Origin of the sequence: Nocardia ninae NBRC 108245 (genome assembly GCF_007990755.1) — a bacterium.
GTDB classification, from domain to species: Bacteria; Actinomycetota; Actinomycetes; order Mycobacteriales; family Mycobacteriaceae; genus Nocardia; species Nocardia ninae.
Window position 1 is genome coordinate 1 of record NZ_BJXA01000018.1, and the last position, 13,173, is coordinate 13,173.

A 13,173-nucleotide genomic window follows, 5' to 3' on the forward strand; every position below is an offset into this window, starting at 1 on the left:
GGGCGGCCGACGCGGGCGGCGCGGTCACCATGGCCGCCAGCTGCGTCCGGGCCACCGGGCTTTGCAGCACCTGTGCCAGCGATGCCAGTTCCGGCACCGGGCCGTCCTCGATCGCCTGTACCACGTCCGTGCACCACTGTTCCCAGTGCTGCACGCGAATACCCAAGCCGCCCAGGGTGGTTTCGGCGACCACCTGTTCGAGCGACGTGGGTGGGCCGGTGAGGTGATAGGTGTGGCCCCATGCGCTCGGCGTGCCGACGATCTCCGCAGCGACCCTGCTGACCCAATCGACCGGGGCGGCGTTGAGGTATCGGAAGCCGGGCACGGTGCGAAACCGCATGAGGGCGGCGGTGATTCCGGAGTTGAGGTCACGCGGGTTGTGCGCGCCCGTCTCCGGGTGGCTGCCGATGCCACCGGGACGCAGGATCGTCACCACGAGCCCGTGTTCGCCCGCCCGGCGCAGCACGGCCTCGGCGGCCCACTTGGAACGGTCGTAGCCGATGGGCAGCGCGGCGACATTGGCGGTCGGCTCGTCCTCGCTCAGCGTGGCCGCGTCGGCACCATTGAACACGGCCAGGGAGGAGATGTGGTGCAGCGGTTTCGGGCGACCGGTGCAGGCCAGCTCCGCGAGGGTCAGCGGGCCGAGTACGTTGGTCCGGCGCAGTGACGGGTAGCCGCGCAGGAAGTCCACCGCGGCGCCCGCGTTGACGATCGAATCGACCTCTGCGGCAAGGGTTTCCCACCGTTCTTCGGTCAGGCCGAGCCGGGGACTGCGCAGGTCGCCCGCCAGCGGTGTCACGCGCCGGAGTACCTCGCGCGACCACGGCAGTGCGAACCGTCGCAGGGCGTGCTCCAACCGCTGTGCTGCGGCGGCATCGTCGTCGGCCCGGATCAGGCACACCACGTGTGCTTCGCTGTGCCGCAGCAGATCCAGCAGCAGGTGGCTGCCGAGAAACCCGGTGACCCCGGTCAGCAGGATGCGGCGCGGGGCGACCCGGGGCGGTGCCGCGACCAGCGGTAGCCGGTCGGCACCCGCCAGGTCGGCGAAGAGTTGCGCGAGGTCGTCGGTGTCGGGCTGCTCGTCCGAGCGCGGACCGGCGGATGTGGGATGGTCGGCCAGCCAGCGGTTGGCCAGCCTGCGCGGACGTGCGTCGAAGAACACGGTGTCGAGATCCGGGTAAATATCGAGCTCACGGGCCAGTGCCGCAACGAGTTCCACCGCGGCGAGGGAGGTGCCGCCCGCGTCGAAGAAGTCAGTGTCGGCGTCGATCGGCGTCTCGGTGAACCGATTCGCTACGCCGGTGATCGCCACCGCAAGCGTCTCGGCATCCCACTGCCGCGCGGTGGTTGTCGCCGGCGGGCGTGGCGCCTCCGCCACCGGTGCGGCGCCGGTGCGCGCCAGCAGGGCGGCGACATCCATTGCGGCGGCGCCCCGTTCGAGCGATTCGCCACGCAGGCGGCGGTCGACAGCCGAGTTGCGCACCGAGGCCCGCTCGTCCGGGCCGGTCATGGGGCCACCTCCGCATCGTTCGTCGCCCAGGAGCGGAACTCGCGCAGGCGATCCGGTGTCACCGAAATGTCCAGTCGCTGTTCATCGGCGCTCCCGCCGAGCCGTCCGACCAAGCGCCGGGCCGGTTCGTTGCGCACGGTGTGCTCGACCGAGATCCGCACCGTCGTGCAGCCGAGAGCCTCGCCCCGGTCCGCCACCCAACCGAGCAGTCGTTCCTCGACGCCGCGCCCGAGGGCACGGCAGCTGAGCTGCCACCCGCTGATCACCAGGCAGTCCGCGTCCACCCGCAGTGCGAGCACCGAGATCAAGCCGTACTCGCCGAAGCGGTCCCGCGCCGTCGCCGTCCACACCTCACCCTCGGCGCGCCACCGGTCCAGATCATCGACGGTGACGGCGGACAGGGTGAACTGCGTGGTCCGTCGCACCAACTGCCGTGCGCGCTCGAGCGTGGCATCGGCCAGCGGCTCGACCTCGACTTCGAGCTTCAACTGCGCGAGGAACTCCGCGAATTCCGCTGTGGCGCGGGCACTGTCGCGCTGCTGCTCCTGCCGATAGAAGTCGGCGCGGGTGCGATCTTCCGCCGTCGCCGCGATCGGCACCATCGGCCACAGCCGGGCGAGGAAGTCGGTCACCTCGTCGGCGGGCGGGCACGTTACCGAGAGCACTTCGGGCAGCTGCGCACGCATGCGCGCCACCTCGACCGGGTTGTCGTCGAGGTAGCAGAAGCTGTCCAGGCCGAGCCCCAGCGTGCGCGCGACCTCCGTCAGGCGCTCCGGCTTGCCGTCCCAGCCGGTGGAGACGGCCGCGAAATCCGCAGGGCGCAACGGACTGTCGGGCCGGTCCAGGATGGCCTGGACGACATCCTCGTCATTGTTACTCACCAGCACCAGCAGCGTTCCTGCCGCGCGCCACTGGGCGAGCCGTCGGGCCAGCGCACGGCGCGGTGCGTCGAAAGCCACGGCGGCGGCGCCGATTTCGCCCGCCGTCCCGCTCCACAACGTGTCGTCGCCGTCCACCGCGATCACCTTCGGGGCAGGTTCGGTCACCGCACCGACGGTCGCGACGAGGGTGAGCGCTACCGCCGCCTGGAACTCGGGAGTGAAGGGCAGATGGGCGAGGATCTCGGTCCGGTCGTCGAAGGGCTGGCCCACCGGATGGTGCCGCGTCCACGCGGTCGGCTCCAGCACCGCGACGCCGGGAACATCACTCAGGCGTTCGGCGACGAGCCGCTCCCAGGCGAGCAACCGTTCCGCCGGGCGCGCCGACGGCAGGAGGCCGACGATGAGCGGCCTGCGGGTGCGTTCGGCCACCTCGCGCACGGCCGCCGGGTATTCGGCGGCGAGCTCGGTGAGCAGCTCGTCGGATACCGCGCCGAAGCGTTCCAGATCCGTGGCCCGCAGCAGCACGATGCCGAGCGCCGTGGAGGGCTGCGCGAACACGCCCGACGGGTCACGCAGACAGGACAGCACATGGTGATACGGCGCTTCCGCGACGGTGATCGCCGTGCTGTCCGACGACGCCGCCACCATCAGCTCCGGCAGCCTGCCCAGTGTGAAAGTTGCGGCCAAAGCCGCACGTACACCGGAGTCCGATTGCCGCGCAAGGGTTTCCGGCCGAGCGGGCGCACCGGGGTCAGCGACTGCCGCCGCGACCGTGGCCAGGTATTCCGTCCCGAACTCGGTGCAGGCGCGCGCGTCGATGATGTCGCTGTTGTAGGTGAACCACACCTGGCCGGTGTCCGGCAGCACCGCGACCATCAGGTCGAGATCGGAGTAGCCGGTGCTCACCGGAACGACCTCGACCGGCGCGACCGCCGAATTCGCGCGCAGGTAGTTGAAGTACACCTCGATCAGCGGCGCGTTCTCCCGGTACAGGCCCTCGGTGGCGAGCGCGGCGAGCACGTCGGCAAAGCCCGCACCGGGCGCGAGCAGCGTCCGCAGCCGCTCACCCGTCCGGCGCAGCACATCGGTGACCAGGTCACCCGCCGAGACCGCCGCCGGGAACGGCACGGGCACACCGAAGTACCCGACGGCGTCCGTGGCGTCGGCGTGCATGCGGGTATCCACCGGAACCGCGAGGGCGAACCGGTCGACCTGCTGACGACGGGCCAGCAGCATCGTCAGCGCGCCGAGGAACACCGCGGCGGGCGTGATGCCGAGGTCGCGGGCGCGGTCCGCGACCCGATCGTGCAGGCCGGCGGGCATGTCCAGCGCGACCGATCCGGCACCGTAGCTGCGCTGGGCGGGCCGTGGCTGCGCCAGGGTCAACTCGAGCCTGCGTGCTCCGGCGAAGGCCGCGCGCCACCGGGTGACGGCAGCGTCGTCACCCGCTCGTTTGCTCGGCTGAGCGGCGAGCAGCTGATGCATGTCCCGGTTGGTCACCGTGTCGTCGAGCGGTGCGCCGGACAGCTCCGCGGCGAGCTCCCCCGCGACGAGCAGCATCGACTGCACATCGCTCATGCTGTGGTGCGCGCCGAAAAGCACCACCTGATCGGCGGATTCGGCGTTGAGCAGTTCGAAGCGCCACAGCGGACCGGTGGTCAGGTCGAACGGCCGCGCCATCAGCGCACGGAAATGCTCTTGGGCCACCGCGTCATCGAGGTGGTCGAGGTCGCGCCATCCGGCCAAGGCGCCGGGCTCACGGCGGATCTCCAGCTGCCGTCCGTGCTCCTCGCTCGGCGCAATGGTGGTGCGCAGCGCGGCATGTCGGCGGGCCAGGCGGGCCAGCGCCTCTTCCAGCTGTGACCGGGTGATCCGCGCGGCCACCCGGACGGCGACACCGCCGGTCTGCGCGGCGCTCGGAATACCGAGCTGTTCGGTCCGCAGCAGCCGCATCATGTCCCTGGTCACCGGCAGCGTTTCGACGTCGGGCACCTCGGCGGCCGCGGTACCCGCACCGTCGGACGCGGACTGCCGCAACACTTCTGCGACGAGATACTCGGCGAGCTCGGTGAGATTCTGCTCCGCGAGCATCGCACCGAGCGGCACCGTGACGCCGGTGTGCTCGCGCACCTTGTTGCGCAGTTCGACCGCCATCAGCGAGTCGAGACCCAGGCTCTGGAAGGTCTCCTCGGCCGCGACCGTGTCGCTGCCGGAGTGACCGAGCACCTGGCCCGTCCACTCCGCCATCGCGATCATCGCCATGGTGACGGCTTCCGCCCGCGGGACGGCCCGAAGTTGTTCGGCGAAGCGGGTTCCCGCCGCGGCGTCCACGGTCGCATGGTCGGCCACGGCACGCCGCGGCGCCCGTCGGACGAGGCCACGCAGCAGCGGCGGAACGGCCGGTCCGCGCCGCAGCACGTCGGTATCGAGCAGCAGCGGCACCAGAATCGGATCATCGAGGCGCAGTGCGGCGTCGAAGCACGCCATGCCCTCCGGCACCGAGAACGCGCGGATGCCCGCACGGGTGATCCGCCGGATGTCGGCCTGCGACATGTGGTCGTGCATATCGACCTCCCACGCGCCCCAGACCAGCGACTGCGCGGGTAGCCCGAGTGCCCGGCGGCGCAGTGCCAAGGCGTCGAGATAGGCGTTGGCGGCGGCGTAGTTGGCCTGGCCCGGCGTGCCGAACAGTCCGCCCGCCGCGGAGAACAGCACGAACAGCGACAGCTCCCGATCCGCCGTCAGCTCGTGCAGATGGTGTGCCGCATCGACTTTCGGGCGCAGCGCGGCGTCGAGCTGTGCGGGGGTCAACGCGGCGAAGGTGCTGTCGTCGAGGACGCAGGCCGCGTGGATCACGCCGGCCAGTGCCAGACCGTCGAGCAGCTGGGCCAGCGCCGCGCGGTCCGCGATGTCGCAACGCGCGAATCGCGCACGCACCCCGCGACTTTCCAGGTCGTCGCGCAACTCGGCGCCGCCGGGTCCATCGATGCCGCGACGGCTGACCAGAACCAGGTCTCGCACGCCGTAGGTGTCGGCCAGGTGCCGGGCCAGTGCCGAACCGAGCCGGCCTGGCGCACCGGTGACGAGTACAGCACCGTCCCCAAGCGATACCCGATCAGCTACTCGGGCCGCATTCTCGGGTAGCCGCGCCAGTCGCGGTACGAACGCCACGCCGTCGCGCACCGCCAATTGCTGTTCGCCGGTAGCGACTAGGGCGGGGATGTCGATGTCGGGGTCGGTCGAATCGATCAGCACGATCCGGCCCGGGTTCTCCGACTGCGCCGAGCGCACCAGTCCCCACACGACCGCACCGGCCGGATTCGGGCTGTCCGCGCCGGGCAGGGCCACCGCACCGCGCGTGCGCACGACGAGCGTTGCCTTCTCGAATCGGCTGTCGCCCAGGATTGTTTGCAAGGTCGCCAACATCTGCTGAGCGATGTCGTGCACCTGACGCGGCGAATCCCCTTCGGACACCGGCACAATGAGCGCGTCGACGGTTTCCGAAGCGGCCGAACCCCAGTCGCCTATGGTCAGCGTCCGGTCCGGCGCGGACAGTGCGCGCTCCGACCACTCCATCCGGAACATGCGACGGAACGCCGGAGCATTCGACGCCGCGTCCCATTGCGCGGCGGCGACCGGACGCAACAGCACCGAACCCACCGACACCACCGGCCGTCCGGTCCGGTCGGTCGCGGCCATGGTGACGGTGTCGGGTCCCGAGCGCGTGAGCCGCACGCGCAACGCGGTGGCACCCGTGGCCCACAGCGCCACGTCGGTCCACACGAACGGCAGCATGGCGTGCGCGCCGTCGGCGGCGAACAGGGCCGTGGCGTGCAACGCGGCGTCCAGCAGGGCGGGATGGATGCCGAACTTCGCGGCGTCACCGTGCGCGGCTTCGGCCAGCTCGACCTCGACGAAGATCTCGGAGTCGCGCCGCCATGCCGCCCGCATGGCGCGGAACAGCGGACCGTACTGGTGGCCGCGCGCGAACAGCTCGGCGTACAAGGCCTCGACATCGACGCGCACCGCGTCCACGGGTGGCCACGCCGACGAATCTGCTTGGGGCGGAGCCTGTTCGAAATCCGTGCCGAGCACACCATCGGCGTGCAGCAACCACTGCGCGTCCGCATCGTTGTCGTCGCGGGCGTAGATGCGTACCGTGCGGCGTTCCTCGGCGTCGGCACCGCCGACCACCGTCTGGATCTGCACGGCGCCGCGCTCGGGCACCAGCAACGGCGCCCGCAACACCAGCTCACGCAGCATCGGGGCGTCCGCCTCATCGCCCGCACGGACGGCCATTTCGACCAACGCGGCACCGGGCAGCAGTACCGCGTTCGGTCCGGCGTGATCGGTCACCCACGGCTGCTGCTGTCGCGACAACCGGCCGGTCAGGCTGACGCCACCCGAATCAGGCTGCGGCACAACGGCACCCAAGACCGGGTGGGCGGCATCCGCGAGCCCGAGCGACGTGGTGTCGCGGTTGGCTCCCTCGGTCCAGAACCGCCGCTCATCGAAGGCGTAGGTGGGCAGCTCGACCCGGCCGTGCTCGGGAACCAGCCTGGTCCAATCGAGTTCGTGGCCCGCGACATAGAGCGCGGCTTGCGCCCTGGCCAGGCAGGTCGGCCCGTCCTGGTCCCGCACCAGCGAGCCGACGGACACCACCTCGCGGGAGATCTCCTCCGACACCGTCTGCACGGCCGCGGCCAGCGACGGGTGCACACCCAGTTCGACGAAATACCGGTACCCGTCGGCGATCATGCGCTCGATGGTGGCCCCGAAGCGCACCGTCTCCCGCGCGTTCCGGTACCAGTAGTCGGGTCCGATCGGTGCGCCCGTCACGGGCTCGCCCGTCACTGTCGAATACCACTGCGTCGCTGGTACATCCGCCGTCATACCCGCCAGCTCGACGGCGAACGGATCGCGGATGGACTCGATCAACCGGCAGTGCCCAGCGAAGCCGGGGCCGGAGGCACCGAGTCGCGTGTAGGTTCCCGCCTGGTCGAACTCGGCCAGCAGTTCCTCGACCGCGGCCTGCTCCCCCGCCACGATCGTCGAACGCCGCACATTCACCGCCGCGACGGACACCCGCCCGTCGAAAGCCGCCAGCCGCGGGGCAACCTCGGCCTCGGGCAGGCCGATCATCGCCATCGCGCCCGGTTCGGCGATGGCCTGCATCAGGCGACTGCGCGTCAGAACGATCCGTGCGGCATCGCTCAATTCCAGAACACCGGCACAATAGGCGGCGGCGATCTCGCCCTGGCTGTGGCCGATCACCGCGTCCGGCGTCACCCCCACCGCGCGCCAACTGGCCGCCAGCGCGGCCATCGTCGCGAACAGCAGCGGCTGCACGACCGGGAAGTCGATAAGGTCCGCCGCGGTCATGGTGGTCAACTTGTCGACCAGTGACCAGCCGGTGTGCGCGCCGAACGCCTTGTCGCACTGCTCGAACTCCGCCCGGAACGCCGCGGAGTCGGCCAGCATGTCACGGGCCATACCGACCCACTGTGCGCCCTGCCCGGGGAAGACGAACGCCGTCTTCGCGTTGGTGAGCACCGCACCGGCGCCGAGGACGGCATTCGCCGAGGACCGCCCGTCCACCAGATCGCGCAGCGCGCCGATCATCTCGTCCCGGTCGGCGGCCACCGCCACCGCGCGCCGCTCGAACTGGGTGCGCTGCAACGCGAGTGCCCGCGCGACCGGTCCCGGCTCCAGCCCAGGATCGGCGACGACCCGGTCGAGCAGCCGCTCGGCCTGACCTTGCAACGAGGCCTGACTGCGCGCCGAGATCGGCAGCAGCACAACACCACGAGTGTCCGCCGCCGCGACCGGGGCGGGCTCGGCGGGAGCTTCCTCCAGAATCAGATGCGCGTTCGTTCCGCTGAGCCCGAAGGCGCTCACTCCGGCGCGACGCGGCCGGTCGCCTCGTCGCCACGGCATCGGCTGGGCCTGGACCGCCAAGCCGCTGCTCGCCCAATCCACTTGCGGGGACGGCACACTCGCGTTCAGAGTCGCCGGAATGCGTTCATGCTGTAGCGCGAGCACCAGTTTGATGATGCTGCCGACGCCGGCCGCCGCCTGCGTATGTCCCACATTGGATTTCAGCGACCCGAGCCCGAGCGGGCGCTCCGGATCGCGACCCGGACCGAACACCCGGGCCAGCGCCCGCGCCTCGATCGGATCGCCGAGCGCGGTACCGGTCCCGTGCGCCTCGACATAATCGATCTCATGCGGCGCGAGACCTGACACACGCAGCGCCGAGCGCAGAACCTGTTCCTGCGCAGCGCCATTGGGGGCGCTGAGCCCCTGGCTACGACCGTCCTGATTGACGGCCGAACCACGAATGACCGCGAGCACCCGGTCGCCGTCGCGGCGTGCGTCACCGAGCCGCTTCAGCAGCAGCAGACCGGCACCCTCGGCCCACACCGTTCCGTCCGCCGCCGCGGCGAACGGCGCGCTGCGACCGGTCGGCGACAGCACGCCCAGTCGGCACAGTTCGATGTGAGCGGTCGGTGACATCAGCAGCGTGGCGCCACCGGCCAACGCTAGATCGCACTCGCCCGCGCGCAGCGCCTGCATCGCCAGGTGCGTCGCGACGATCGATGAGGAGCAGGCGGTGTCCAGAGTGACCGCCGGGCCGTGCAACCCGAGGGTGTAGGAGATCCGGCCGGACGCGACACTCGGCGAAAGACCGGTGCCTACTTGACCGTTCAGCTGTTCCGGGGCGGGATCGGCCAGGTAGCCGGTGCTGTAGACGCCGAGGTAAACACCGGTCGCGCTGCCCTGCAAGCTGCGTGGATCACGCCCGGACCGTTCGATCGCCTCCCAGCTGAGCTGCAACATCATCCGCTGCTGCGGGTCCATCACCGTGGCCTCGCGCGGGCCGATCCCGAAGAAGGCGGCATCGAAACGATCGATGCCGTCGACGTAACCGCCGCGGAAGGTGTATGCCTTGCCGGGCGCCGAGGTGTCCGGGTCGTACAGTCCGTCGATGTCCCAGCGGCCCGCGGGCATGTCGGTGATCGCGTCGCCGTTACCGTCCAGCAGCCGCCACAACGCCTCGGGGGAATCCGCGCCGCCGGGGAATCGGCAGGACATCGAGAGAATCGCGATCGCGTCATCGTCCGCGTCGTCGATGTCGTCTGTCGTGACGTGGACCGTGCCGGCAGTCTCGGGTTCGGACGTGCTGGGTTCACCCCCCACGACGGAGGCCAGCACCGTGGCCACCCCGTCGATGGTGGGGTGATCGAAGAACAGATTCGTATCCAGGAAGCGTCCGACGAAATCCGACAGATCGACCACGAGCTCCACCAAATCGGCTGAGCCCAAACCGAATTCGACCAGCGGCCGATGGATGTCGATGCGTTCGGGATCCAGGTCCGCGTGCCGCGCGATCGCGGTCACCAGCCAGGCGCGCAGCGACTCGGCGGACGGCTGGTCCTCGGCCACGGCCGCGGGCTCCTCGGTCACCGCTTCCGGGTCGTAGTCGTCCAGTTCGTCCTCGGGCGAGCGCACCGCACCCGCCAGCAGCGTGAGCAGCTCGCCGGACAGATACGCGGCCCGGCAGGCCGAACGCTGGATCTTCCCGCTGCTCGTCTTGAAGATGGTGCCCGGTCGAATCAGCAGCACCGCGGCGAGATTGAGCCCGTGCTCGGTAGCCACCGCGGCGCGCACCGCGCCCTCGAGTTCGACCAGGTCCTCGCCGCGCACCTCCGCCACCACGACCGGCTGCTCGCCATCGAGCCCCAGATCGACCGAGAACGCGGCGACGCAACCCGCTCGCACGGCGTCGTGCGCGGCCTCGACGGTCGCCTCGAGGTCCTGCGGATAGTGATTGCGGCCGTCGATGATCAGCAGATCCTTGCGCCGACCGGTGACGAACAGTTCACCGCCGGAACACAATCCGAGATCGCCCGTGCGCAGATAGTGCCGATCGTCACCGGGCAGCGTCGCGCCGAACACCTCGGCGGTGGCCTGCTCGTCCCGGAAATACCCTGCGGCAACGCTGTTTCCGGCGACCCAGATCTCGCCTTCGACCCCCTCGGCCTGCTCGACGCCGTGTTCGGGATCGACGATCGCGATCGACATGCCCGCGGCCGCGGGCCCTACGCCGACCAATTCGGCACCCCGGGCACGGTCGCCCGTCACCTCATGGAACGTCGGCGGCGCCGTGGTGGACGGCGCGGTCACGATCAGCGTGGCCTCGGCCAAACCGTAGACCGGCTGATGGGATTCGGCGCGGAATCCGGCCCGGCCGAAGGTCTCGGTGAACCGCCGCACCGTCGCGGGGCGCACCGGTTCGGAGCCGTTGAACGCTACTCGCCAGCTACTGAGATCGAACCGCTCGAGCTGTTCCGGCGCGATCCGGCGCACGCACAGTTCATAAGCGAAGTTCGGACCACCGCTGGTGTGCGCGCGATAGGTGCTGATCGCTTGCAGCCACCGCTCGGGCCGCTGCAGGAAATGCAGCGGCGACATCAGCACGGAGTCGGCGCCGAGATACACCGTGTGCAGCAGCGGCGCGATGAGGCCCATGTCGTGGTACATCGGCAGCCAGCTGGCGAAAAGCGCACCGTCCCAGCCGTCCGCCAGCACCCGATCATGGCCGAGCCCGGCGACGAGCGCACGCTGGTTGTGCAGCAGGTTCTCATGGGTGAGCAGGACGCCGCGCGGCGCGCTCGTCGAGCCGGAGGTGTACTGAATGAACGCGACCGACTCCGCGCCCACTTCCGGCTCGCGCCACTGTGCCGCCTGGTCATCGGCGATCTCATCGGTGGCCAGCCACCGCACACCGGCCAGCTCGGGAATCTCCGCACACAGCGCCGCCGAATCCGCGACCACCCGCCGCGGCGCGAGCACCACCTCGACCTCGGCGTGCGCGACCATCCGGCGCAGCCGCCGCAGCGAACGGTTCTCCCATTCCGGCAGCGGCGCGGGCACGGCAACCACACCCGCTGCGAGGCAGCCGAAGAACGCTTCGGCAAACTCCGGGCCAGCCGGGTACAGCAGCAGCGCCCGCTGCGGAAGCCCCTCTTGCAGAGCGGCCGCGATCGCCCGAGCGCGGGTACCCAGGCCCGCGTACGAGATCTCGCGGACGACACCGTCGACGTCACCGCTGTCCAGGAACCGGTACACCAGATCGGTCGGCCGCTTCTCGACCTGGGCGAACAGGGTGTCGACGAAAGTGTTGTGCACGAGCTGCTTCCTCTAACGGTGGAGCCTGAATTCGGCCGGTCCTGGTCCCCTGATCTACGAGGAGTGGCACACGGTGCGTTGTGACTGTCAGTGCCACAATATAGCTGCCGGTACGCCGGTCTCCGACCTCCACAAGATCAACAACGCGCTGGTCGGACCCCCGAAAAATAGGGGCAGCAACGTCACGGGCACCGTTGCCGCCGCGTCGATTTCGGGTTTGCGCGCAGCCGAACCACCGGTCAGGATGGCCCAGTGCCACAGACCTCCGTATCGCTGCGCGATCTGCCCCGCCTCCGCAATCGCCACCTCGGGCAGATCGGCGGACTGATGCGGCCAGGCACCCACGAGTCCCCGCTGCTGGGGCTCGGCGAGCGGTTCGTCATCTCGCCGCCGGGCTTTCCGACCATGCTGGTCACCTACGACATGGACGACGTGCGCGACCTGTTCACCAACCACGACGACTTCTCGATCGGCCAGGTGCTGAGCCGGTTCTCCAGCCACGACCAGATGTTCGGCAAGCAGACCCTGATCTTCCTCGACGGCGACGAACACCGCCGCGAACGCAAGCTGTTCGCCCCGCCGTTCCAGAGCAAGGCGCTGCGGTCCTACGAAGAACTCATGGTCGAGGTGGTCGAACGCGAGCTGCCCAAGTGGCCGGTCGGCGAGGAGTTCGAGTTTCTGACTGCGGGTTACGATCTGGCTATCGGAGTGTTGCTCGGCGTCGTCTTCGGTGATGTCGCGCCGGTCCGCAGAGACCGGCTCGAGCGCGCGGTGAAGGCGTGGTTCGGCGAGATCGAAAGCCGCGGGTTCCTCGCGGTCACCCTCATCACCCCCCTGGTCGGCGGTTACACGCTGCCCTACCCGCCGCTGCGGCGCCGTCAAGCCGAGGTCGATGCCCTCATCATCGAGGAGATCGCGGCCCGGCGCGCCACGCCCGGCGACGCGACCGCCCGAAAAGACGTGCTGTCCCGCTACGTCGGCACCGAACTGGACCAGCACGACGACGCCGCGCTGGCGCGCAACATGCGCGGCATCCTGCTCGGCGCCTACGAGACCACCGCGATCACCCTCGGCTGGATCGCCGCCATGCTGGCCGGCCACCCCGCGGCCATGGCCGAACTGGACGCGGCCATCGACGCGGGCGACAGCGCCCGCCTCGACGCCTACCTCGACGCCGTGGTCGCCGAGACGATGCGGCTGCGCCCGGTCTCGCCGTTCACCGGCCGACGGGCGTTGCGCGACACCGTGATCAACGGCGTGCACATCCCCAAGGGCGCCATCGTCATCGTCCCGATCCTGCTGATCCACGAATCACCGCGGCACTACCAGGATCCGATGACCTTCCGTCCCGAGCGCTTCCTCGACGAGCGACCCAGCGGCCACACCTGGCTCACCTTCGGGGCGGGCCCGCACCGCTGCCTCGGCGCCCAGTTCGCCCTCGCCGAGGCGCGCATCCTCTTCCGCGTCGTCCTCGAGAACCGGCGCATCGCACCGGCTCCCGGCCCGATCGAACCGCCGCGCCGCTATCACACCGGCCTGAGCCCGGTGCACAACGCCCGAATCACGTTGCTGCCCCGCTGATCCGGGCCA

Annotated in this window: 3 protein-coding genes; 1 reads left to right on the top strand and 2 read right to left on the bottom strand. The window is 70.2% G+C overall.

Annotation, left to right across the window (positions count from 1 at the left end):
• On the bottom strand, positions 1–1,510 hold a 1,510-nt coding region (locus NN4_RS15780), incomplete at its 3' end, for an SDR family oxidoreductase (RefSeq protein ID WP_147131245.1).
• On the bottom strand, positions 1,507–11,583 hold the full coding sequence (locus NN4_RS15785) for a type I polyketide synthase (protein ID WP_147131248.1): 10,077 nt from the start codon (positions 11,581–11,583) through the stop codon (positions 1,507–1,509). The genes NN4_RS15785 and NN4_RS15780, both read right to left, overlap by 4 nt.
• A gap of 252 nt (positions 11,584–11,835) precedes the next feature.
• Between NN4_RS15785 and NN4_RS15790 the strand changes: the two genes are divergently transcribed.
• On the top strand, positions 11,836–13,164 hold the full coding sequence (locus NN4_RS15790) for a cytochrome P450 (protein WP_147131251.1): 1,329 nt from the start codon (positions 11,836–11,838) through the stop codon (positions 13,162–13,164).
• Positions 13,165–13,173: the final 9 nt, after the last annotated feature.